This window comes from Burkholderia catarinensis (assembly GCF_001883705.2).
In the GTDB taxonomy this organism is placed as follows: Bacteria; Pseudomonadota; Gammaproteobacteria; order Burkholderiales; family Burkholderiaceae; genus Burkholderia; species Burkholderia catarinensis.
This window is the reverse complement of the sequence record NZ_MDEQ02000005.1, coordinates 72,042-93,989: the sequence shown is the minus strand read 5'-3', so window position 1 is coordinate 93,989 and position 21,948 is coordinate 72,042. Positions and strand designations below refer to the sequence as shown.

Genomic DNA, 21,948 nt, shown 5'->3' with positions numbered 1-21,948 from the left:
CCGGCATGGGCGGCCCGTCCGACTACACGGAGACACCATGAAACTCATCGAAGACCTGTTCGACCTGCGCGGCAAGGTGGCCGCGATCACCGGCGGCGCGCGCGGCATCGGCGCGGAGACGGCGCGCACGCTGGCCGCCGCCGGCGCGAGCGTCGCGATTCTCGACGTGCTGTCGCAGCCGGCGGAAGCGCTGGTCGAGGAAATCCGCGCACAGGGCGGCCAGGCCGCGTTCTGGTCGCTCGACGTGACGCACGAGGCCGATGTGGCGCGCGTGTTCGGCGAGATCGTCGCGCGCTTCGGGCGCCTCGACGTGCTCGTGAACAACGCGGGCATCGAAGGCCACAACGTGCCGACCCACGAGCTCACGCTCGCGCAATGGCAGCGCGTGCAGGACGTGAACGTCAACGGCGTGTTCCTGTGCACGCGCGCGGCGATTCCGCATATCGACGCGGCCGGCGGCGGCTCGATCGTGAACCTGTCGTCGATGTACGGGATCGTCGGCGGCCCCGACGTGCCCGCGTATCACGCGTCGAAGGCCGCGGTGCGGATGATGGCGAAGGTCGACGCGATGCTGTACGCGGCGAAGAACATCCGTGCGAATTCGGTGCATCCCGGCTATATCCGCACGCCGATGCTCGAGGAGGCGTTCCGCCAGATGGGGCAGGACCCCGATCGTGTATTTGAGTACCTGCAGACGAACGTGCCGATGGCGAAGATCGGCAGCCCGCGCGACATCGCGGCCGGCATCCTGTATCTCGTGTCGCCGGCAGGCCGTTACGTGACGGGCGCGGAGCTCGTGATCGACGGCGGGTTTACCGCGCGCTGACGCGGCGTGGCGCGCGCAACGAAACAGGAGACAGGCAGTTGAAAGTGCTCGTGGCAGTGAAACGCGTGGTCGACGCGAACGTGAAGGTCGGCGTGAAATCCGACCGGACGGGCGTCGACATCGCGAACGTGAAGATGTCGATGAACCCGTTCGACGAAATCGCGATGGAAGAGGCCGTGCGGTTGAAGGAGGCCGGCGTCGCGACCGAGGTGGTGGCCGTGTCGGTCGGCGTCGCGCAAGCGCAGGAGACGCTGCGCACGGCGCTGGCGATCGGCGCGGACCGTGCGATCCTCGTCGAATCGAACGACGGCGTCGAGCCGCTGGGTGTCGCGAAGGTGCTGAAGGCGCTAGTCGACCGGGAACAGCCGCAGCTCGTGATCCTTGGCAAGCAGGCGATCGACGACGATTCGAACCAGACCGGGCAGATGCTGGCTGCGCTGGCAGGTCTCCCGCAGGCGACGTTCGCGTCGAAGGTGACGGTGTCCGGCGGCAAGGCTACGGTCGCGCGTGAAGTCGACGGCGGTGCGGAAACGCTGTCGCTGACGCTGCCGGCGGTAATCACGACCGACCTGCGCCTGAACGAGCCGCGCTACGTGACGCTGCCGAACATCATGAAGGCGAAGAAGAAGCCGCTGGAAATCGTGAAGCCGGAAGACCTGGGCGTGAATGTCGCGCCGCGCCTGAAGACGCTGAAGGTGGTCGAGCCGCCGAAGCGCGCGGCCGGCGTGAAGGTGCCGGACGTGAAGACGCTGGTCGAGAAGCTCAAGACCGAAGCCAAGGTGCTGTAACAGGGAGCGCAAGGAAATGACGATTCTGGTAATCGCGGAACACGACAACGCGTCGATCAAGGCCGCGACGCTGAATGCCGTGGCTGCCGCGCAAGCGCTCACCGCGGCAGGCGGCGGCGACGTTCACGTGCTGGTCGCGGGACACCACGCGCAAGCGGCGGCCGCTGCGGCAGAGAGGGTCGCCGGTGTGTCGAAGGTGCTGCTGGCCGACGCGCCGCAGTTGGCCGACGGCCTGGCGGAGAACGTCGAAGCGACGGTGATGAACATCGCGAACGACTACTCGCACATCCTCGCGCCGGCCACGGCCTACGGCAAGAACATCGCGCCGCGCATCGCCGCGAAGCTGGACGTCGCGCAGATCTCCGAGATCACGGCCGTTGTTTCGGCCGACACGTTCGAACGCCCGATCTATGCGGGCAACGCGATCGCGACGGTGCAGTCGGGCGATCCGGTCAAGGTGATCACGGTGCGCGCGACGGGTTTCGATCCGGCAGCAGCCGAAGGCGGCAACGCGACGGTCGAGAAGATCGATGCGGCAGCCGATGCCGGCGTGTCGCACTTCGTGAGCCGCGAGGTGACGAAGCTGGACCGCCCGGAACTCACCAGCGCGAGCATCGTCGTGTCGGGCGGCCGGGGTCTCGGCAGCGGCGAAAACTACACGAAGGTGCTGGAGCCGCTGGCCGACAAGCTGAACGCGGCGCTGGGCGCCTCGCGCGCGGCAGTCGACGCAGGCTACGTACCGAACGATTACCAGGTCGGCCAGACCGGCAAGATCGTCGCGCCGCAGTTGTATATCGCGGTCGGCATTTCAGGGGCGATCCAGCATCTGGCCGGCATGAAGGATTCGAAGGTGATCGTCGCGATCAACAAGGATCCGGAGGCGCCGATCTTCAGCGTGGCCGATTACGGCGTCGTCGGTGACCTGTTCACGCTCGTGCCGGAAGCGGCCGCGGCGCTCTGACCGATGCCGCTGTTCGAATTCAACGGAATGCGGCCGCGCGTCGATCCGTCGGCGTACGTCGACCCGAGCGCGGTCGTGATCGGCGACGTGACGATCGGCGCGCGCTGCTACATCGGCCCGCATGCGAGCCTGCGCGGCGACTTCGGCGTGATCGTCGTCGCAGACGGCAGCAACGTACAGGACGGCTGCGTGCTGCATGTCGGTGTCGGCGAGACGTGCCGGCTCGGCGTCAACAGCCACATCGGCCATGGCGCGATCGTGCATGGCGCGACGCTCGAACCGGACACGATGATCGGGATGAATGCGGTCGTGATGGACGGCGCGACGATCGGTGCGACGACGATCGTCGCCGCGTGCGCGTTCGTGAAAGCCGGCTACGACGTGCCGCGCGGCGTGCTGCTCGCGGGCATGCCGGGGCGCGTCGTGCGGCGGCTGAGCGACGCGGAGATCGACGCGAAGGCGAACGGCACGCGGATTTATCAGCAGTTGGCGGCGGATTGTTTGAGGACGATCCGGCGGATCGACGGGTAAGCGGGGTACGGGCGGAGGACGCACATCGAGAAGCCGGCAGGCAGGGTTTCATCGCACGTGCGGGCCCCCGTCAATCATGTCGTCTCGTGCTTGATGGCGCGAAAACCTTCTGCTGTTGACGTCACGCTTGAAAATCCGAGTGCGGACAAGGCTTGCTGAAGGCGCTCCGAAAGCGGCGTGCCGTAGACGTCCAGAATCGCATAACCATCGCCGGAATACTGGTTGTGGTGCTCGTCCACCACATCGAGTATTCCGGCGCACCAGCTTTCGCGATCGCCGCCATATCGCAGGAACGTGGTAACCCCACCTTCGGCGGCTTGCCCGGGGAGCGCTGGAGACGCATTCCAGATCAGCTTGACCACGGTATCGTTGATGTCGCTCGTCACGACCCACGTATGCCGTACGCTTGCGGCGATGTCGCGAATCCGTTCGCCGCTTCCCGGGTCGACAACGAGCGCGATCGTGTCCTGCTTCGTCATGGATGTTCTCCGTGTTTTCGCGATATCGCGTATCGCCCGCGCCCGTCGGTCAATCGGGACGACACCGGATCGATTGCGTCACCCGTCGCCGTTAGCTTAAGATCATCAGCAGTTCATCCCACGCCTTCAGCGCAAATGAAAACTAGCATACGCCTGCGGGTCGCCGTCATTACCTCCGCCTTTGCCGCCTTCAACGTTTATATGCACATTCAGCAGTTCATCAGTGGCTGCCTGTGGGTCAGGGGCCATCAGCGCTGCAGTTTCGAAAACAGTACGAATTTCGAAGGCTGGATGGATCTCGACCTGCTGATTACCTGTTGCTGGGTCGCCGCGGCGGTGGTGGGCTGGATTTCCGTCGCGCAGGCCGCGAAGAAGCCGGGTTAGCGGTCGGGGCGCGTGTTCGACGAAACGTGCCGCGACATGGCGCTCGATCGAATCGTCCCTGTCAATCCGTGACAACGCGTATTTGATGATCGGCGGCGAGGCCGTTCCGGATCCATTCGAGCCTGGAACGAGCGCGCGAGCCTGCTGCCGGCCGAGACGCTCATGGCGATCCTGAGCGAGACGAGCGGCTGAGCGCGGCGCGTGCGACGGGATGGCGGCCGCCGGCTGTCGTTGTGTTATTTCCTTCCGTGCCCGGATAATGATCCGGCGTCGCGCAAGCCGCGCGAAGGGAGGCTCCCATGCAATTTCCGACGGGATCGGTGGTCGCGCTCAGTTCGGCCGCCGCGACGATGTTTTCGATCGGCATGCTGTTTCTCGTCTACTGGGGTTTGCACGAGCCGCCGCCGTGGCGGTTCGGCGACTACGTCGTGATCGTGCTCGCGCTGTCGGGCTTCGCGAGCCTCGCCAGCGTGCCGTTTCTTGCCACATCGCCGATGAAAACACCCGATGACGAGTCGCGGATGTTCGTCGCGCGACGCGTGTTTCTGTGCGGCGCGAGTGCGGTGTGGTGCGCGATCGTCGCATCGCTGTTCGTGTGAGCTCCGGGCGGGATGACGGCCGCCGGAACGGCGTTGCGCGAGCGTCTCGAGACGTCTTGCGCGAGGCCGGAACGCACGGTTTTCAGGTGTCGAATCGGGGCGCCATTCCGGCTTTGATTTCCCCTGTGGCGTGCACTAGATTCGAAGCGTTCATATGTGACCGAGCGCGAGGTGAAGCCATGACTCCGTGGGAGATTCAGGGCACCGAATTGATCAATTGCAATTGCTCATACGGTTGTCCCTGCCAGTTCAATGCGCTGCCGACCAACGGCAATTGCGAAGCGTTGGGCGCGATTTCGATCGACAGCGGCCACTACGGCGACGTGGTGCTCGACGGCGTCACGATCGCGGTCGTGTTCCAGTGGCCGGGGCCGATCCACGAGGGCAGGGGCAAGTGCCAGCCGATCGTCGACGAGCGCGCGAGTCCGGAGCAGCGCGACGCTGTGCTGAAGATCATGACCGGTCAGGATACCGATCCGTTTGCAACGATGTTCTCGGTATTCGCGTCGACGCTCGAGCAGGCGTTCGATCCGATCTTCACGACGATCGATTTCGACGTCGATGTTGATGCGCGGCGCGGCCGGATTCACGTCGAAGGCGTGTTCGACGTCGCGGGCGATCCCATCCGCAACCCGGTGACGGGCGCCGAGCATCGCGTGCGGATCGACCTGCCGCACGGTTTCGAATACGAACTGGCCGAGATCGGCTCGGGCAGGGCGCACTCGCAAGGCAATATCGCGCTGACCCTCGACGGCACCTATGCGCAGTTCGCGCGGCTGCATCTGAACAACCACGGGCTGATCCGGCATCGCGCCGCGGCATGATTCCCCTCGGCAACCGGCTCTGGAGCGAGCGCGTCATCACGCTGCTCGGCATGGCCGTGCTCGTCGGCGTGTGCTGGTTCTATCTGTGGACGGGCGCGGGAACCGGCATGTCGGCGCTGGAGATGACGACAGTCGCGCTCTTTCCGCATCGCCTAGCGGGCGACATGGGCAGCATGGATCCGTCGCTGCCGACCGTGATCGTGATGTGGTGGGTGATGATGATCGCGATGATGACGCCCAGCGCGGCGCCGCTCGTGATGCTGTACCGGCGCGTGCTGCGGCAGCGCGGCGCGGACGGTTCGGGTTCGGCGTTCATGTCGGCGGCGCTGCTGGCCGGTTATCTGGTCGCATGGCTCGTGTTCTCGATCGGCGCGGCGTTGCTTCAGGCGCTGCTGCAGCCGGCCGGGCTGATCTCCGCGATGATGCTGTGGTCGAAGAGCGCCGTCCTTTCCGCGATCGTGCTGGCGCTGGCCGGGCTCTATCAATTCTCGCCGCTGAAACGCGCATGCCTTCGGCAATGCCGTGCGCCGGCCGGGTTCCTGGTCGCGCACTGGCGTCCGGGCGTCGCCGGCAGTTTCCTGCTCGGCGCGCGGCACGGCCTGTATTGCGTGGGCTGCTGCTGGTTGCTGATGGCGCTGCTGTTCGTCGGCGGCGTGATGAACGTCGTGTGGATTGCCGCGCTGTCGCTCTTCGTGTTCGCGGAAAAGATCCTGCCCGGCGGCGAACGGATCGGGCGCGCGCTGGGCGTCGTACTGATTGCGTGGGCCGGGGTGACATTGATCGTGTGACGGGCGGTCGTGCGGTCGTGCGCGATGCGCGGCGCCTGTCCGCCGGGGAAACGTGTCCGGCCCGACGGGAGGCTCTCGATGAAGACCTGCTTTCATGCTGTTGCCGCGTTGTGTGCGATGGTCGTCGTCGCGACGCCGGCGGTCGCGGGCGGCGACATGTCCGACATGAACATGGGTGGCACGAAGATGTCGGCGCCGGATTCGATGCTGACCGACGCCGAGGTCAGGGAAATCGATGCCGGACGCGGATTGGTGACGTTGAAGCACGGCGCGCTCGACAATATCGGGATGCCGCCGATGACGATGGCGTTCAAGGTCGCCGACGCGGCCATGATTCAGCCGCTTCATGTGGGCGACAAGGTCCGGGTGCGGGTGGAAAGCGTCAACGGCACGCTTACGATCGTGAAACTCGTGAAGCGGCCTTGATGGCGCGAGGCGGTGCGGGCCAGGCGGTGTGCGGCCGTGGCTGATTTTTCGCCGCGCAATGCCGCGTCACGCAGTGGCGGTATCGAGATCCACGAAGACCTTGTTGGCGCCCGCCTTGTACAGCCGCTTGCCGAGCTTCGGATAGTCGCACACGTCATGCTCCGGGCGATCGCCGGCCACGATATAGACGAGGGGCTGGTTTCCTGTATTCATCATCGTGTGTGCGGTGCCGCCGCGCGGGAATCCCATGAAGTCGCCCGGGCCGATCGGACAGGTGTGACCGTCGATGGTTGCCTCGCCGGTTCCCGACAGGACGTAGACGCATTCTTCCCCGTAGAGATGCCGGTGGTATTCGGTTGATTCGTGTCCGGGCATCAAGGTCATCAGATGAAAGCCGAATTGCGTCAGTCCTGTTGCGTCGCCAAGCGACCGCTTCAGGCGCACGGCATTCTCGTTCAACGGATGGACGGAATGGTCCGGTTCCATTGCCGTGATGTCGGCGGCTTTCAGGATTTCGCGCGGGGTGCTCATCGTTTGTACTGTCCGAAGGTCGGGGCACCGTGAATTATGGGGGCTGGCGACGGCGTCGTTGCATGCTTTCAAATGGCAACACGGGGCAGCACTGCGTATTTCGCCGCTCGATGCTACGTAACGCGGAGGCCGTGTTACGCCCGCGTTACCCGCATACGAGGCCTGATCGCACCTGGGAGCTTGAGCCTGGACGCCGTGCATCGCCGCCGGACGGCCGTCGGCAGACGCGATCCGGCGGGCTTGCGGAGTCGTCGTCGATATCGATCGTAATGGCACGATAGATGCTTGTTGGAATGATTACGCTAAAAAGCTAACGGGGCTTCCATGCAAAATCATTTCATCAAGGCGAATGTTGCGCTCGCCGCCATCGCCGCAGCGTGCGCGCTGGCAGCGTGCGGCGGCGGCGACATGACGGTGCCGACGCCAGGCGGTAACAACATCGGAACGAGTGCGAGCGGGACGACGAGTGGTTCGAGCGGGACCAGCGGCACAAGCAGTAGCGGCACGAGCAGCAGCGGCACAAGCAGCAGTGGCACGAGCAGCAGTGGCACGAGCAGCAGTGGCACGAGCAGCAGTGGCACAAGCAGCAGTGGCACAAGCAGCAGTGGCACAAGCAGTAGCGGCACAAGCAGCAGTGGCACAAGCAGTAGCGGCACAAGCAGCAGTGGCACAAGCAGCAGCGGCACAAGCAGCAGCGGCACAAGCAGCAGCGGCACAAGCAGCAGTGGCACGAGCAGCAGCGGCACGAGCAGCAGCGGCACAAGCAGCAGTGGCACGAGCAGCAGCGGTACAAGCAGCAGCGGTACAAGCAGCGGCAACACCAGCGGCGTGGGTACCAGCGGCACGCCTGGCACGAACGGCATCATCAGTTCGGTCGGCGGGGTTGTCATCGACGCGGGCATCACGACCGGCGGCCTGAGCCCGATCGGCGTGAGCAAGGGCGTGCCCACCGGGCTCGGCGATACGGTCACCGGAGCGGGCACGATCGTCCGCGATACGTCGGACGCCGTGAGCAACGGCATCGGCCAGATCGGCTTTACGTCGAACCCGGTCGGTACGACGGTCGCCGGCCTGGGCACCATCGTCGGCACGGCCGGCAACCCGATCGCCGGCCTCGGCGAAACGGTGAAGGCGATCGGCTCCGGCACGCTGTCGCCGCTCGCGCCGATCACGGCACCGGTCGGCGGCCTGCTCGACACGGTGGCCGGCGGTCTGACGTCGGGCGGCACCATGCTCGGCTCGACGCTTTCGTCCGGCCCGGTCCAGCAGGCTACCCAGGCGATCAGCACGGCGATCACGCCGCTCGTGACGACGGTCGGCCAGGTCACGCAGCAGGTCGGCACCGCAACCGGCCTCGGGCAGCCGGTCGCGGGCCTGCTCGGGCAGGTCGGCGGTGCGCTGACGTCGGCCGGCTGGAAGGTGACGTCCACATCGCCCCAGCCGCTGGTCGGCGATGTCGGCGGTCTCGTCCGTGCGGTCGGCAATACGGTGACCAATGCAGGCGGTCTCGTGAATCCGAGCGGTGCGAACGGCGCGGTGCCGGTCGCCGGCCTGGTGACGAGCGTGGTCGGCGGTATGCCGGCGGCCGTGCACGACGGGGCCGCGACCGGCACGGGCGGCGGCTCGCCGCTGGGTGGTCTCGCGAATCCGCTCGCGCCGGTGACGTCGCTGGTGGGCGGCCTGCTCGGCGGCGTGGCCGGCAAATAGCCGATCGGCCTGATCGGTCAGGCAGGAAACCGGCCGAATGGCCAGGGACGGCCGGCTATCCCCGGCTGTCACCGGCCCGGCCGGGATCCGTCGGACGACCCGGAGCCCGGCCGTTACCTTCGGTTGTCGTCGAGTTTCGACGGCGGCCGCGCCAGCCCGCGCGCCGGCAGCGGCGTCGACATCACGATCGACGTGCGCGTTTCGCCGTACAGGTTGATGCGTTCGATCAGTTGTTCGAGATGGGCCATGCTGACGGCGACGAACCGCATGACATACGAGTCCGCGCCCGTCACGTGATGGCATTCGACGACTTCGGGAATCGTCTCCAGCAACTTGAGGAACTTCGCTTTCGCCGGCTGTGGCACCGTGATGCCGATCAGCGCGCTCACCGGATAGCCGGCCGCCGCCGGATTGATCCGGGCCGTGTAACCGTCGATGACGCCGACCGCTTCGAGGCGCTTCACGCGCTCCGTCACCGCCGGCACCGACAGGTGAACCTGGCGCGCCAGTTCGGTATAGCTGATGCGGCCGTTGGCCTGCAACAGCGCCAGTACCTTCCAGTCCAGATCGTCCATCGCGGTGGGATTTTTAAGGAGAAGCGGCCATTTTTCCTTAAAAACCGCATTCAGCGGTGACCGGATTTTCCCTACGATGCCTGTTCAACCCGTTGCATGTCGCAAGGAGCAGGCGATGCTGTTCATCAAGTCCGTCGTGATGGGGCTGTCGATCGCGGTGCCGGTCGGCCCGATCGGCATGCTGTGCATCCAGCGCAGCCTGAGCCGCGGTTTTCACGCAGGGTTCGCGACGGGCGTCGGCGCCGCGTGCGCCGATGCGATCTACGGGCTGCTCGGCGCGCTCGGCATCGCGGGCATCGTCACGGCATTCCCGATGCTGACCGTCGGCCTGAAAATCGCCGGCGGCGCGTTCCTCGTGTGGCTGGCGTGGACCATCGCGCGGCAGGCGCCGGCCGCGTCGGCGATGCAACGCGACCTGCCGCGCACGACCGTCCTGCGCGATTTCCTGACGACCTTCGGCCTCACGCTGTCGAACCCGATGACGATCCTGTCGTTCGTCGGGATTTTCGCGGCGCTCGGCCCGCTGTCGGCTACCCGGGAAGGCGCGATGGGGTCGACGGTGGCGCTGATGGTCGCCGGCGTGTTCATCGGCTCCGCGACCTGGTGGCTGTGCTTGAGCAGTGCGACCGCTGCGCTGCGCACGAGGATGTCGTTCGCGTTCATGCACGGGCTGTCGCGCGTGTCGGCCGCCGTCATCGCGGTATTCGGCGCGATCCAGCTGGTCGCGGGCGTGCACGGCCTTGTCTAGGCCTGAAGCGGGGCGCTGTTCGATCGAACGTAGACGGCCGAGCGGTCGTGCGATCAGGTTCGGGTTTGGCGGCTCGCCGTGGCGACCATCTTTCAGCCACGCTTCGACGGAATTCGGGATTTCATCGAGGCCTGTCGAAGACGCCCGCATCGAGATCTTTTCTGAAATGCTGTAACCAATCGCTTTCGTCGCCGATCACGTATTCCCTCGTAATCTGCGTCGAAAGTCGGGTGATGGCGACATAGCCCTGTAGACCGAGGTTCTCGTCACCCTTCGGATCCGTCGTATCCGTTTCCAGAACAGCGAAATCGTCTTCTGCCAAACCATGACGCTCCAGCGTCGCCAGAAACGCCTCGTGTTCATCCGTTTCGATTAGCCGCATGTTCGCCCCCTTTGTGTTCAACGGAGATGTCGTGGGCGCCGACCGCGACGGGAACCGACGGCACCCGCTCAAGCATTGAAATCATGCGCATCGAACCCATGACGCGTGCTTCACATTCCCTGTATGCGGCGCTACCGGGAAGCGGGCATCGTTGCGCCGGTTTTATCGTCTGGGTCTTTTCATGCTTTCCGACTCCATGGCCGCATTCCACTCCTCGCTCGCCTCGATGGGGTCCATCGCTTCGTCAAGCGACGCCGTTGCGCGCTCGGCGGCCGCTATGGTTTCGTCTGCCGGGGAGGCGACATCTCCGTCGCCGTCATCCGGGGGCTGCAGCATGTCCTTGAGCATCGCGCTCAACTCCGCCGTGTCCCATGGCAGCCCACGCCGAGTTCGGTCCTTGATGTAGTGCCTCACTTCCGCGTCCTGCTCCGCGGTGAGCGGCAGTCCTCGGAAGGTGTTTTGGGGGTCAGAGTTAGTCACCACGTTCTCCTGCTTTTAATGCTTTTTCAGTGTACTCGCCATTGCGACCACGAGAGCCGTGATCGCGGCGCTCTTGCGCCGGATCGAACGTGTGTGGGCGCGACAGGCAACAGGCGGCCAGAACCGGACGTTCGCGATGTGATCATGATAGACCGCACCCCATACGGAACGGGCCATTCGATCTTGCTTCGCCAGTTCGCCACAACAGCACTAGCGCGTGCCGACGCGCTCGTGGTTGCCCGTCAGTTCGACAATGAAGTCAAGAAAAGCCCGTGTCTTGGCCGGCAGGTGATGCCGGGACGGGTAGTACGCGTATATGGGATATCGCTCGTCTGCCCATTCGGGAAAGAGATTGATCAAGCGGCCGTTAGCGATCAGGGGCTCGGCACCGAGCAGCAACATCTGCGCAATTCCGGAACCGGCGAGGCATGCGTTGAGCAGGGCACCCGGATCGTTGACCGTGAGGCGCCCTCGGGTGTCAACCACCATGCGTTTGCGCCGGCGATGGAATTCCCACGGGAACGGCTTGCCTGTCTCCGAGTTGCGAAATTCAACGCATCTGTGGCTTCGGCTTTCAAGGTCCTCGGGTTTTGCCGGCCGTCCCCGGCGAGCGATGTACGAGGGCGCCGCGACCGTAACGATGCCGGTATCGAGCAACTTTCTCGCGATCAGGGTCGATGCTCGGGGTTCGCCGAATCGCACGGCGATGTCGAAGCCATCCATGACGAGGTCGCCAAGACTGTCACGCGCGATGAACTCGCATTGGCCTTCGCCCGCGTGCTGGGCGCTCAGGTGCGCGCGGAAGTTGTCGACAGGCAGACGTGGGAAGCGCTGTTCCGCGGGTAGGGCATGAAGCATCCTCTACGCCGGATGCGCATGCTGGACGGCTTCAACGAAGGCTGGATCGATTTCGAAAGTCATCCTGACGAAATCGTGCGTGGGCACGTCGAACTGGAGACGGTTCTGCGTGAGCTTGTGTCGCGTCCAATCTGACCGGAGCCTCCGATCCATCGGATTGATCGATCGCCATGTCCTCCACGGAGCAATCGGCAACTGGAACTATACTGGGCAACCTGGAGGGTTCCATGACCGATCACGACAGACTGCATCCACTACGTCCGCTCCTGAAAAATTGGGTTTGGGAGCATGGCCGAATCGGGACTCGCTATCTCGACTGTGTGGACGGCGAAATCAAGTTTGATGAAGGCAAGAAGTCGCATTTCGCGGCCGAGAAATATATCTATGTGCCCCTTGGCAAGGACACGGACGACGATGCGTCCGTGGATGGCCCTGCCATTCAGGACGCCGGACTTGCCCGGTTTTTGCGGGCTGCGCAGTTGGGTACGCCGGAAGAAGCCGGTTCTGTCGCGGATGTGCAGCGCGCGGTGCAGGACTGCGTGGAGATTGGCCTGTTCAGTGCATATCAATGGGAGGCTCGAAAGGCGTTTGCCCGATACTCGCAGGAGCCCATGTTCGACGACGAGATCCGCGCGGCGGTTGTCGACGACATCCGGCGTATTTACGTCGGCATGCGGGAGCAACTTGCGCTGTACGATTTCAGTGTGCTCTACGGCTTGCCCATGCCGCTGCTTATCGGCGACACGCCCTTCATTGACTGGCGCGTGTGCGTCAGTCCGGCACTTCCGTTCGTGTCGCTTCCGCTGGGGCCTTACTGTCTGCTGGTAGGCGCGCCGTCGGGCAGGAAAAGCCGAATCGCCCCGGTGGTCTGGAAGGCCGCTGCCGCGATGGGCCCGTTGAAAGACCACAACCGCAAGATCGAGGAGCAGGCACGTCTGTGGCTGGTGGCGACCACGGATGACCAACTCGTTGCCGTACAAAGTCGCATGGCCGCGGCCATGGGCGCCAGGCAAGGGGATGGGAAGCCCTGACTGAGGTCGACGGAAGGCGGACCGTCGGCGGTGGCTGAATGATGAGCGGTAGTCCGTTGAGTCGTCGGGCGGGGTAGTGCGACTATCGATATCGTCGGATTGCCGGATGTCCGTGTTTGGCCGTGAGTCAGCCTGCGGCCAGGAAGAGACACTCGACCCAAACACGAGGACGGTTGACAATGCCTCGCTCAAGAGTTCGATTGCCACGCGCTCGCGCATGACGATCGAATCATCAATCCAGAACGCACGGAATGAGACACTCCCTCGGATATCTGCATGAGGTTTGGCTATGTCCCGACGGGCAGGGACAATCGCTTCCTGCATGCATTCCATATGGACCAGATGGCGACGCAGCACGTGCGCTTAATGAGTCTGGAAGTGAATGGGTCTGGACATTCTGGACGCGTTCACATGCAGAGACTATGGCTGTCTACTACGAATTTGTAGGCTACGGAGAATATAGTGTGCAGGACGATCTCGATCGGCAACCCTATCCGCCTGCTGCGTACGAGCGCCAGACGGCGTACTTGCTTCGAGACGGCTCGCTTAGGGTCTCAAGCTCAGAAGTCCGGCGCTAACCGCCAGTGAACAAATGGCGGATACGATGTTCCGCCGAGGAAGGCCAGAAATACTTCCACAACCTGATCGGCCATGAACCATTCATCTGAGCGCATCGGAATGTTGCCCGCTCGGAAGACTAGGATCGTGCCGTCAGGGCGTACAGGCGAAGGTTTGTTATGGAAGGCTCTCCATCGATGCGCGCCGAATTCAAAGCGCTCGATCATACAGCTGGCGCCACCGCCGGCTACTTGCACGTAGTTGCCTGCATCGTCAGTCAATGACGCATAAGATGACTTGCCGTAGCTTCGCAGCGACTTGAGCGCACGTGCGACCTGTACGGGAGTCGGCACGGCGTTTACCGGTCTGCCCTCGATTTCGAGTTTCATAATTGATCTATCTCGATCCCTCTCAATCAGATGCGAATCATACCAACGCGGAAACCCAATAACGAATGACCGCTGCCGGTGCATTTGAAGGACCGCTCCGGGTCGGAATCCGCCATTCCAAAACCCGCCGGCACAGGCCGCCCAACTTCCCGACCGAGGCCTCGTCGCACACCGCGCCAAGGCCTCTGCATCAGCCCATCAGAACGTATAGCTGACCTTCCCGAACGCAGTCCGTCCAAGCGTGTTGTAACCATACGCGGTCATGTACTGCCGGTCGAACAGGTTCGACAGCGATGCCGACACCGTCAGGTGCGAATTGATCCGGTACGACGCGCGCAGGCTCACCGTCAGGTACGACGGCAGATACGTGGTGTTGGCCGGGTCGTCGAACGTCGTGCCGCCGTAGAGCAGCGATGCGCCCGTGCTCAGCGCGTGCAGGTGCAGTTCGTCCCACGTGTGGTCGATGCTCACGCTGGCCGTCTGCCGCGGGCGGCGGTTCAGCCACGAATCGTTGGTTTCGTCCTGCGGATTCAGGAAGCCGATCGCGACGCTCACCGGCGTCGAGCGGCCGATCGTCCCCTTGTACGACAGGTCGATCCCGCGAATATGAGAGCGACCGATGTTCATCGGCGAGTACGTCGCGGGGTTGTACGCGATCAGGTTGTTGACCCGCGTGTCGTAGATCGCGGCGGTGAACGTGCCGTACGACGTGTTCGCATCGACCGCGGCCTCGACCGACGTGCTGCGTTCCGGGCTGAGATTCGGATTGCCGTAGCCGGGGTAGTACAGGTCGTTGAAACTCGGCAGGCGGAACGCATTGCCGTACGACACGCGCGCCGTATAGACCGGCGTGATCGCCCACGACAGCGCGGCGTTGCCGGTGTTCACGGATTGCCCCGCGATGATCTCGTGACGGCCCGCGAGGAACATCGTCACGCTGCCGAGCGTGGCCGACTGATGCAGCGAGAACGCGGAATCGTTGCGCGTCGGCACGCCGCCGGGAGCGTCGACCGGCAGGAATGCCTGTTCGCGCGTGAAGTCGTAGGCGAGCTTGGTCTCGCCCGACAGCGGCAGGCCGAACAGGCGGAATCCGCGCTCCTGATGGGTCAGCGACGTCGACGTGCTGATGCGCTGCGAATTGATCTGGTCGGTCGGGACGGTCGGATCGCTCGCATAGAGGAACTGGCGATCGTTCGAATAACCGAAGGACTGGTCGAACTGCGTGTCCGGCGTGATGTCGAGGTGGAACGCGATACCGGCCGTCAGTTGATGATCGAGCTGGCGGTTCGCATAGCCGAGGTTGTCGTAGGACAGATCGGACCGGTGATACAGCGCGAACGTCGAGATCGACCAGTTGTCGCGCGCGTAGCCGAGGCGCGCGTCGAGGTCCTGCGCGTGGTACGGATTGCGGCCGTCCTCGTGGTACGGCAACACCGGCCGCGTCGAATCGATGCCGGCCGTGTTGTACGCGTGCAGCCCGAGCGAGTAGGTGAGCCCGCCGAGCGCGGCCAGCGGCCCGGTCGACGGCACGGTGCCCGACGTGCGGAACTGCGTGTCGAACGTCTTGTTCGACCCGCCGCCGAACGAGACGGTGGTCTGGTTCGGCTGGTTGGCGGCGCGGCGCGTGAACAGCTGCACGACACCGCCCATCGCATTGGCGCCGAACGATGCGGCGGCGGGGCCCGAAATCACTTCGACGCGTTCGAACGCGTCGGTCGGCAGGTCGGCCCACGGTGCGATACCGGTGGTCGGCGAGCCGATCCGGATGCCGTCGATGAACACGGCGACCTGGCTTGCCGACGAGCCGCGGATGCTGACCGACGCGGACGAGCCGGGGCCGCCGCTCTGCGAAACGGTGACGCCCGGCAGCGTCGCGAGCGCCTGCGTGATGCTCGGGTCGCTCGGCGACAATCGGTCGAGATCGGTGCGCGTGAGCACCTGGGTCGACGCATAGCGCCCGTCGAACGATTCGGGCAGCCGACGCGTGTCGGTGACGGCAATCGTCGGCAGTTCGGCGCCTTCGGCGGCCTGGGCCGGTTGCGAAACCGCGGTGTCGCCGGCGGCGTGGGCGACGGGCGAGAGGAGCGCGGTCGCGGCGGACGTGGCAAGGAGGTGTCGGATCTTCATGAGGCGGTAGTTGCTGTCGGGCTGTGCGTGCGGCGATCGTGAGCGGGCGGCGGGCAGCGCCGGTTTTGTTGTCGGTGATCGGGTTATCGCGCGACCGGGCCGAGCGGCCCGGCGTCGCGGGCGTCGGCGCGGCGCAGGCCGGCGGGCGCGATCGAACTGGAACGGCGCGGCCACGCGGGCGGGCCGTGCATGCCGACGGCGTGTCGGCGCGACGCTGCCGGCGCGGAAGCGGATTCGATAACGGTGGACATCTGGCGGATCCTGAGGTCGGGCCGTCCATGCAACGGGCGACCGCCAAAAGGCGGTGCTTGGCGCATCGGGACACCCCGCCCGGTGCGGCTGCTTGGACCTCGGGTCGATGGCAGGTCTCCTGGCTCGCGGGTCGTCATCTGCGCCGGCCTTCCCGGTTTCCCAGTGGCATGCAGTGGCACGGATTCGCCGCTTACAGTTGCGGGGGCAGCCGCAGATTCGAGGCGTGGCCTCTCCTGCGTTCCCTTTTGATCCCGTCTCCGGGAACCATCAGCGCGCAAGGGTAATGGCGTGCGCTCCGGCGCGTCAATTGCCGCGCCGCGCGGGGATGCGAAAAAACGTCATCGCTCGGCAAAAAAATCTTTCGAAATCCTTTCTTTCATGCGCCGGCGCCGCGTTTCTCGTCTGACGAAACCGGGTGATTTGAGGTCGCGCAGTCGCGCCTGAACCGGCTCGGCGCCACGCCCGTCCAGCGCACGAACGCGCGCCGGAACGCTTCCTCGCCGCCGAAGCCGAGATGCGCGGCCACGCGTGTCACCGGCCAGTCGGTCTCGTGCAGGCATCGCCGTGCCGCGTCGGCCAGGCATTGCTCGCGCAGCATGTGATATCCGCTGCCTTCGGTTGCGAGCCGCCGCCGCAATGTCGCGTCGCTGACGCCAAGCCACGCGGCCAGCTCCGCGAGCGGCGGCAGCGCCTGTTCGTGCGCGAGCGCCGCATCGAGAAAACCGCGCACCTGCTGCGCCCACGACACGACGGCCGGCGCCGCATCGATCAGACGAAACGGGAAGTCGACGAGAAACGCGTCGAGTTCGCCCGGCTGCCGGATCACGCGGCAATCGAGCCGCGCCGCGTCGAACGCGAAGCCGTAGGTTTGACGGCCGACGTCGACCGGCGCATTGAACAGCCCGAGCAGCGGCATCGCGTCGTCGCGGCGCGGATGGCCGAGCCATACGCCGGTCGGCCGCAGCGGCTGCCCGATCAGCCAGCCGAACAGCTGCAGATAGCAGAACAGCCCCGTCAGGTCGACGAGGCACGCGGCCGGGCTGCGCGTGCGGCGCAGCGAGTCCATCCGGAACGTCGCGCGAGCGTCGCGCACCGTGAGCGACAGCACGCCGGCGCGCGGCGTCAGCATCTCGCAGAATTCGCGCGCGCAGCGGATCGCGTCGGCGAGCGTCGCGCAGCTCAGCAGGCAGCGGCACATCAGGTCGACTTCCTGCTTGCGCATCGGCGGATGGCCGTCGCCGCGCGCGACCTGCGCCTCGAGCCGCTCGATCGCGTCGCGGTACAGCGCGACGAAGCCGCCCGGCGTCGTCGCCGCTTGCGGCGGCGGTGCATCCCGGTCGGCCGGCGGCGCGCCGCTGCGCGCGAGTTCGCTCAGCAGGCGCGCGCCGAGGCCCGGCAGGACGCGGCCGCTGGCCGGCATGGCGCGCTGTTTCATGAGTCTCCCGATCTGATCGTTGCGACAGGGGCGGGTGAGCGGGCCGGTAGGGGTCCGCGAACCGTCGCCACGCAAGAATGCTATCCACGCCGGCCGCCTGCGGCCTCGCCGGAACGGCGTAGGCCGGCCACGCATCCCCTGACCGAACGACCACGGACGACACGCGAATGATCCAGATCGTAGACGAAATCACGCTCGCGCCCGAGCGCATTCCCGACGTGCTCGCGCTGCTGCGCGACCGTTACCTGCCGGGCCATGCGGCGCGCGGGTTGACGGCGGCCGGCCGCTGGGTGTCGCCGCCCGTCGCGGTGCCGGGGCAGCCGTGCACGCTGTGGCTGACCTGGCACGTGGCGGACGCGCCGGCCTATTACCGGATGCGCGCGCTGACGGATGCCGACGTGGTCGGTTTCTGGATGGCCGTCGACGCGCTGTGCGACATGCGCCGCCGCCACGTGATGACGGACGCCGATGCGCCGCTGCCCGCGCTGACGGAGGTCGACCATGCGGCATGACACGGCACAGGTATTCGTTTCGGCGGATCACGACGCCGACGCAATCGAACGCGCATTGCACGAGGCCGCGCACGCGCTGGCCGGTGCGAAACGCGTGGCGCTCGCGCGCAATCAGGAAGGCAGTTGGGGCGCGGGCGACTACACGCTCGACGTGTTGCGTGACGAACGGGCGATCGGTGCCGAAGCGGATTTCGCCGCGCTGGCGCAACTGCCGGGCATCGCACGCATCGACGCCGCCGTGTGCCATACGATCGGCGCCGGCCTGCGCGAGCCGGCGTTGCGCGACGGCGTGTGGCGCACGCTGATGCTGCGCGTGCGGCCGCAGGCAAGCGAAGCGCAGCGCGCCGCGCTCGAACGCGAACTGCTGCAGATGCCCGCGTTCATGCCCGGCATCCGCAACTGGCGCCTGAGCCGGATCGCGACGCCCGGCACATGGACGCACGTATGGCAGCAGGAATTCGCGTACGTCGGCGATCTGCTCGGCGAATACCTGATGCATCCGTATCACTGGGGCTGGGTCGACCGCCGGTTCGATGCCGAAAGCCCCGACTGGACGGTCGATGCGATCTCGCATGCGTTCTGTCCGCTCGCGTCGAGCCTGCTGGCCGACATGGCGGCGTGACGCTTGGCGCACACCGCGCCGACAACAACCCTGGAGACATGAAGATGCGAGCCCTGTTGATCGACCGCGTCGGCCATTCCGACGCTTTACGGCTGGCCGACGTGCCGGCACCGAAGCCGGGCCCCGGCGACGTGCTGATCCGCGTCGCGTATGCGGGCGTCAATCCCGCCGACTGGAAATGCCGCGAAGGCTATCTCGGCGCGTTCATGCAGTACACGTTTCCGTTCGTGATCGGCTTCGATGCGGCGGGCGTGGTCGAGGCGGTCGGCGACGGCGTCGACGGTTTCGCGCCCGGCATGCGCGTGTTCGCGCAGACCGACGTCGGCGCGGGGCGCTGGGGCGCGTATGCGGAATACGTCGCGGTGCGCCACGACTCGGTCGTGCGCTTGCCCGACGCGGTGAGCCTGGCGGAAGCGGCCGCGACGCCGACGCCCGCGCTCGCCGCGTGGGCCGGCCTGTTCGACGACGGCGGGCTGCGGGCGGGCCAGACCGTGCTGGTGCACGGCGGCGCGGGCGCGGTCGGCACGTTCGCGATCCAGCTCGCGGTGCAGGCCGGCGCGCGCGTCGCCGTGACGTGTTCGGCGCGCAACCGCGACACGGTCGAATCGCTGGGCGCGGAGGTCGGCATCGACTATCGCGCGCAGGACATCGCCGCGGCGCTGCGCGCATGGGCGCCCGGCGGCGTCGACCTCGTGCTCGACGCAGTCGGCGGCGACACGCTGCCCGCCGCGCTCGACCTGCTCGCGCCGGGCGGCACGCTGGTGAACATCATGACGCTGGCAGCCGGCGATGCGCAGCGGCTGGCCGCGACGGCCGCCGAAGCCGCGCGGCGCGGCCTGCGCACCGCGATGACCTACAGCCGGATGCCGAGCGGCGGCACGCTCGGTCTGATCGCGGAACAGCTCGGGCGGCGCACGCTGCGCGTGCCGCGTTTCGACTGTTTTCCGCTCGAACAGGCGGCGCAAGCGCTCGATCTCGTTCAAACGGGCGAGGCGAAAACGAAGCTGGTGCTTCATGTTGCGGATATCGCCGGCTGAGCGGCCCGCACGCACCTCACAGGAGACAACGATGACCGATAACCGAACCGGCGTACTGGCCGGCAAGTGCGCGCTCGTGACGGGCGCGAGCCGCGGCATCGGCCGCGCGATCGCGCAGCGCCTCGCATCCGAAGGCGCGACCGTCGTCGTGACGGCGCGCAGCCTCGCGCAATCGGCCGGCACCGCCGGCACGCTCGCCGAAACGGTTGCGCTGATCGAACAGGCAGGCGGCCGCGCGATCGCGCTCGCAGCGGACCTGTCGAACGCGGCCGAACGCGATGCGCTCGTCGGGCGCGCGGCGCAGGCGGCCGGCGGCCTCGACATCCTCGTCAACAACGCAGGCGTGGCCGACTACGCGTGCGTCGACGCGATGCCGATGACGATGTTCGACACGACGATCGAACACTACCTGCGCATTCCGTTCGCGCTGGCGCAGGCCGCGATCCCGTTGATGCGCGCACGCGGCGCCGGCTGGATCGTGAACGTCGGCTCGGTGACGGCGCTGCCGCCGCTGCGGCCGTTCGACGATTTCTCGCGCGCGGGCGGCGCGACCGTCTATGCGGCGGCGAAGGCCGCGCTGTCGCGCTTCACGCAGGGGCTCGCGGCCGAACTCGAAGCCGACGGCATCGCGGTGAATCTCGTCGCGCCGAGCACGGCGATCCGCACGCCGGGCGCGGCGCGCTACATCCCCGAAGGCTATCCGACCGAGGACGTCGCGTATCTCGCCGAAACCGCGCTCGCGCTGTGCCGCCTGCCGGCGCGCGAACGCACGGGCCTCGTCACGCACAGCCTGCATTTCCCGCTCGCGCAGCAGCTCGCGGTGCGTTCGCTCGACGGCCGTACGCCGCTGCCGCCGCCGGTGATTCCCGCGTACGCGCACCCCCTCATCGACCCGACAGGACTGTGACCGACATGACGAATTCGATTCGCTTCGACGGCGGCACCGCCGTGATCACCGGCGCGGCCAGCGGCATCGGCAGCGGGCTCGCGCGCCGCGCGGCCGCGCTCGGCATGCGCGTCGTGCTGGCCGATCTCGACCCGGCGAAGCTCGACGCGTTCGCCGCGACGCTCGACACCGACGTGCTGTGCGTGCCGACCGACGTCAGCCGGCCGGAAGCCGTCGACGCGCTGGCGGAAGCCGCATGGCGGCGTTTCGGCGGCGTCGACCTGCTGTTCAACAACGCGGGCGTGATGGCGACCGGCTTCAGCTGGGAAATCACGCCGGAGCGCTTCGAACGCAGCTTCGCGATCAATGTGCACGGCGTGCTGAACGGGATCCGCAGCTTCGTGCCGCGGATGCTCGAACGCAACGTGCCGGCACGGGTCGTGAATACCGCATCGGTCGGCGGGTTCCTGCCCAGCCCGCTGATGTCGCCTTATTCGGCGACCAAATTCGCGGTGGTCGCGCTGACCGAATCGCTGTACGGCGAACTGAAGATGCTTGGCGCGCCGGTCGGCGTGTCGCTGCTCGCGCCGGGCCCCGTGCAGTCGGGCATCTTCAACGATCCGTTCGGCGCGGCGCACGACCGGCCCGAGGTGCGCGGCTTCGTCGACACGATGCGCTCGATGCTGAACGCGCACGGGCTCACGCCCGACGCATTCGCCGAGCGAGTGTTCGACGGCATCCGCGCAGGGCGCTACTGGCTGATTCCGCAACCGGAGACGATCGACGGCGCGCTGCAGCGGCGCACCGACGACATCCTCGCCGCACGCGATCCGTCGCTGCCGTCGTTCTGAGCGTGGCGGACCGGCGCCCCGTTACATGCGGGAGCCGGCGTGCGCGCGGCCGCTCGGGTCGCCGCCGCGATCGGGCGGCGTATTGTTCTGATCGATCTTCGCGAGCACGAAGCCGGCGGCCGGCAACGCGCCGGGCGAACGGTGGGTTGCCGGCGCGACTGCGTTGTGCGGGGATGCGGCGGGAAAACCGGATGACGTCACGCCCGGTTGAGCGAACGCCGAAACGGAAACGGCCGCCAGGGCGGCGGCGACGATCGCGTGGGTATTCATGGTGGCTCCTTCACGACTGACTTCGGGACAACGTAATCAGTCTAGGGCGCGAAACTTAACGCGGCGTGAAGGTGCGGCGGCGCGCGGATGA

Annotated in this window: 26 protein-coding genes, 2 pseudogenes and 1 riboswitch; of the genes and pseudogenes, 18 read left to right on the top strand and 10 right to left on the bottom strand. The window is 66.3% G+C overall.

Features of this window, described 5'->3' with window-relative positions; genetic code table 11:
* The first annotated feature begins 37 nt into the window (after window positions 1-37).
* The 4 genes from BFF94_RS09570 to BFF94_RS09555 are packed head-to-tail and all read left to right on the top strand — an operon-like array spanning window position 38 to window position 3,106.
* Window positions 38-826: an SDR family NAD(P)-dependent oxidoreductase gene (locus BFF94_RS09570; protein WP_219139247.1), complete on the top strand. Its 789-nt coding sequence runs from the start codon at window positions 38-40 to the stop codon at window positions 824-826.
* Between the two features lie 38 nt (window positions 827-864).
* Window positions 865-1,614, top strand: a complete 750-nt coding sequence (locus BFF94_RS09565; protein ID WP_219139246.1) for an electron transfer flavoprotein subunit beta/FixA family protein — start codon at window positions 865-867, stop codon at window positions 1,612-1,614.
* A gap of 16 nt (window positions 1,615-1,630) precedes the next feature.
* Complete coding sequence (locus BFF94_RS09560; protein WP_128842396.1) at window positions 1,631-2,575, top strand: electron transfer flavoprotein subunit alpha/FixB family protein; 945 nt, start codon at window positions 1,631-1,633, stop codon at window positions 2,573-2,575.
* A 3-nt stretch (window positions 2,576-2,578) separates the two neighbouring features.
* Window positions 2,579-3,106 carry an acyltransferase gene (locus BFF94_RS09555; RefSeq protein WP_128842397.1) on the top strand — a complete coding sequence of 176 codons (528 nt, stop codon included), beginning with the start codon at window positions 2,579-2,581 and terminating at the stop codon, window positions 3,104-3,106.
* Between the two features lie 74 nt (window positions 3,107-3,180).
* Here BFF94_RS09555 and BFF94_RS09550 read toward each other — a convergent pair whose 3' ends face one another.
* Window positions 3,181-3,585, bottom strand: coding sequence for a hypothetical protein (locus BFF94_RS09550; RefSeq protein ID WP_128842398.1), 405 nt, complete (start codon window positions 3,583-3,585; stop codon window positions 3,181-3,183).
* Between the two features lie 135 nt (window positions 3,586-3,720).
* Between BFF94_RS09550 and BFF94_RS09545 the strand changes: the two genes are divergently transcribed.
* The 5 genes from BFF94_RS09545 to BFF94_RS09525 all read left to right on the top strand — a co-directional run bounded on the left by BFF94_RS09545 (window position 3,721) and on the right by BFF94_RS09525 (window position 6,606).
* On the top strand, window positions 3,721-3,969 hold the full coding sequence (locus BFF94_RS09545; RefSeq protein WP_128842399.1) for a hypothetical protein: 249 nt from the start codon (window positions 3,721-3,723) through the stop codon (window positions 3,967-3,969).
* 299 nt (window positions 3,970-4,268) lie between these two features.
* On the top strand, window positions 4,269-4,568 hold the full coding sequence (locus tag BFF94_RS09540) for a hypothetical protein (protein ID WP_128842400.1): 300 nt from the start codon (window positions 4,269-4,271) through the stop codon (window positions 4,566-4,568).
* Between the two features lie 179 nt (window positions 4,569-4,747).
* Window positions 4,748-5,392, top strand: a complete 645-nt coding sequence (locus BFF94_RS09535) for a DUF1326 domain-containing protein (protein ID WP_128842412.1) — start codon at window positions 4,748-4,750, stop codon at window positions 5,390-5,392.
* Window positions 5,389-6,180 carry a DUF2182 domain-containing protein gene (locus BFF94_RS09530; protein ID WP_128842401.1) on the top strand — a complete coding sequence of 264 codons (792 nt, stop codon included), beginning with the start codon at window positions 5,389-5,391 and terminating at the stop codon, window positions 6,178-6,180. Before BFF94_RS09535 ends, BFF94_RS09530 begins: the two co-directional genes overlap by 4 nt.
* A 78-nt stretch (window positions 6,181-6,258) precedes the next feature.
* Complete coding sequence (locus BFF94_RS09525) at window positions 6,259-6,606, top strand: copper-binding protein (protein ID WP_128842413.1); 348 nt, start codon at window positions 6,259-6,261, stop codon at window positions 6,604-6,606.
* Between the two features lie 66 nt (window positions 6,607-6,672).
* Here BFF94_RS09525 and BFF94_RS09520 read toward each other — a convergent pair whose 3' ends face one another.
* On the bottom strand, window positions 6,673-7,137 hold the full coding sequence (locus tag BFF94_RS09520; RefSeq protein WP_128842402.1) for a cupin domain-containing protein: 465 nt from the start codon (window positions 7,135-7,137) through the stop codon (window positions 6,673-6,675).
* A gap of 324 nt (window positions 7,138-7,461) precedes the next feature.
* Between BFF94_RS09520 and BFF94_RS38550 the strand changes: the two genes are divergently transcribed.
* Window positions 7,462-8,844: a collagen-like triple helix repeat-containing protein gene (locus BFF94_RS38550; protein WP_219139245.1), complete on the top strand. Its 1,383-nt coding sequence runs from the start codon at window positions 7,462-7,464 to the stop codon at window positions 8,842-8,844.
* A gap of 113 nt (window positions 8,845-8,957) precedes the next feature.
* On the opposite strand, the gene BFF94_RS09510 is transcribed toward BFF94_RS38550, so the two are convergent.
* A complete protein-coding gene (locus tag BFF94_RS09510) occupies window positions 8,958-9,419 on the bottom strand; it encodes an Lrp/AsnC family transcriptional regulator (protein WP_128842404.1) in 462 nt (153 codons plus the stop codon).
* A 115-nt stretch (window positions 9,420-9,534) separates the two neighbouring features.
* Between BFF94_RS09510 and BFF94_RS09505 the strand changes: the two genes are divergently transcribed.
* Window positions 9,535-10,167 (top strand): LysE family translocator, encoded by a 633-nt coding sequence (locus tag BFF94_RS09505; RefSeq protein ID WP_128842405.1) that lies wholly within the window; start codon window positions 9,535-9,537, stop codon window positions 10,165-10,167.
* A gap of 121 nt (window positions 10,168-10,288) precedes the next feature.
* Here BFF94_RS09505 and BFF94_RS09500 read toward each other — a convergent pair whose 3' ends face one another.
* The 3 genes and pseudogenes from BFF94_RS09500 to BFF94_RS09490 form a co-directional block, all read right to left on the bottom strand.
* Window positions 10,289-10,549, bottom strand: coding sequence for a transcriptional regulator (locus tag BFF94_RS09500; RefSeq protein ID WP_128842406.1), 261 nt, complete (start codon window positions 10,547-10,549; stop codon window positions 10,289-10,291).
* A 162-nt stretch (window positions 10,550-10,711) separates the two neighbouring features.
* Window positions 10,712-11,029 (bottom strand): hypothetical protein, encoded by a 318-nt coding sequence (locus BFF94_RS09495; RefSeq protein WP_128842407.1) that lies wholly within the window; start codon window positions 11,027-11,029, stop codon window positions 10,712-10,714.
* Between the two features lie 210 nt (window positions 11,030-11,239).
* A pseudogene (locus BFF94_RS09490) lies at window positions 11,240-11,800 on the bottom strand (substrate binding domain-containing protein); the annotation flags it as partial.
* Between BFF94_RS09490 and BFF94_RS09485 the strand changes: the two are divergent.
* Window positions 11,786-12,022: pseudogene (locus tag BFF94_RS09485) on the top strand (NmrA family transcriptional regulator); the annotation flags it as partial. The pseudogenes BFF94_RS09490 and BFF94_RS09485 overlap by 15 nt on opposite strands.
* 92 nt (window positions 12,023-12,114) lie before the next feature.
* Window positions 12,115-12,918, top strand: coding sequence for a hypothetical protein (locus tag BFF94_RS09480; RefSeq protein ID WP_128842408.1), 804 nt, complete (start codon window positions 12,115-12,117; stop codon window positions 12,916-12,918).
* A gap of 560 nt (window positions 12,919-13,478) precedes the next feature.
* Here the strand turns inward: BFF94_RS09480 and BFF94_RS09475 are convergent.
* From BFF94_RS09475 to BFF94_RS09465, 3 genes are all read right to left on the bottom strand, one after another.
* Window positions 13,479-13,865 carry a hypothetical protein gene (locus BFF94_RS09475; protein ID WP_128842410.1) on the bottom strand — a complete coding sequence of 129 codons (387 nt, stop codon included), beginning with the start codon at window positions 13,863-13,865 and terminating at the stop codon, window positions 13,479-13,481.
* Window positions 13,866-14,063: 198 nt separating this feature from the next.
* The gene (locus tag BFF94_RS09470; RefSeq protein ID WP_128842411.1) at window positions 14,064-15,992 is read right to left on the bottom strand and encodes a TonB-dependent receptor domain-containing protein; all 1,929 of its coding nucleotides are present in this window, start codon (window positions 15,990-15,992) and stop codon (window positions 14,064-14,066) included.
* A gap of 343 nt (window positions 15,993-16,335) precedes the next feature.
* Window positions 16,336-16,528, bottom strand: a riboswitch (cobalamin riboswitch).
* A 92-nt stretch (window positions 16,529-16,620) separates the two neighbouring features.
* Window positions 16,621-17,679 carry a helix-turn-helix domain-containing protein gene (locus BFF94_RS09465; RefSeq protein WP_219139244.1) on the bottom strand — a complete coding sequence of 353 codons (1,059 nt, stop codon included), beginning with the start codon at window positions 17,677-17,679 and terminating at the stop codon, window positions 16,621-16,623.
* 167 nt (window positions 17,680-17,846) lie between these two features.
* Here BFF94_RS09465 and BFF94_RS09460 point away from each other — a divergent pair, with 167 nt between their 5' ends.
* From BFF94_RS09460 to BFF94_RS09440, 5 genes are read left to right on the top strand one after another with little or no spacing between them, the layout of a single operon-like run.
* Complete coding sequence (locus BFF94_RS09460; RefSeq protein ID WP_128849380.1) at window positions 17,847-18,191, top strand: hypothetical protein; 345 nt, start codon at window positions 17,847-17,849, stop codon at window positions 18,189-18,191.
* The gene (locus tag BFF94_RS09455; protein WP_219139243.1) at window positions 18,181-18,813 is read left to right on the top strand and encodes a Dabb family protein; all 633 of its coding nucleotides are present in this window, start codon (window positions 18,181-18,183) and stop codon (window positions 18,811-18,813) included. Before BFF94_RS09460 ends, BFF94_RS09455 begins: the two co-directional genes overlap by 11 nt.
* A 44-nt stretch (window positions 18,814-18,857) precedes the next feature.
* On the top strand, window positions 18,858-19,850 hold the full coding sequence (locus tag BFF94_RS09450; protein WP_219139242.1) for an NADP-dependent oxidoreductase: 993 nt from the start codon (window positions 18,858-18,860) through the stop codon (window positions 19,848-19,850).
* 31 nt (window positions 19,851-19,881) lie between these two features.
* The gene (locus BFF94_RS09445) at window positions 19,882-20,757 is read left to right on the top strand and encodes an SDR family NAD(P)-dependent oxidoreductase (RefSeq protein ID WP_219139241.1); all 876 of its coding nucleotides are present in this window, start codon (window positions 19,882-19,884) and stop codon (window positions 20,755-20,757) included.
* 5 nt (window positions 20,758-20,762) lie between these two features.
* Window positions 20,763-21,587 carry an SDR family NAD(P)-dependent oxidoreductase gene (locus BFF94_RS09440; RefSeq protein ID WP_219139240.1) on the top strand — a complete coding sequence of 275 codons (825 nt, stop codon included), beginning with the start codon at window positions 20,763-20,765 and terminating at the stop codon, window positions 21,585-21,587.
* A 21-nt stretch (window positions 21,588-21,608) separates the two neighbouring features.
* Here the strand turns inward: BFF94_RS09440 and BFF94_RS09435 are convergent, their stop codons facing one another.
* Window positions 21,609-21,857: a hypothetical protein gene (locus tag BFF94_RS09435; protein ID WP_128841678.1), complete on the bottom strand. Its 249-nt coding sequence runs from the start codon at window positions 21,855-21,857 to the stop codon at window positions 21,609-21,611.
* Window positions 21,858-21,948 lie beyond the last annotated feature (91 nt).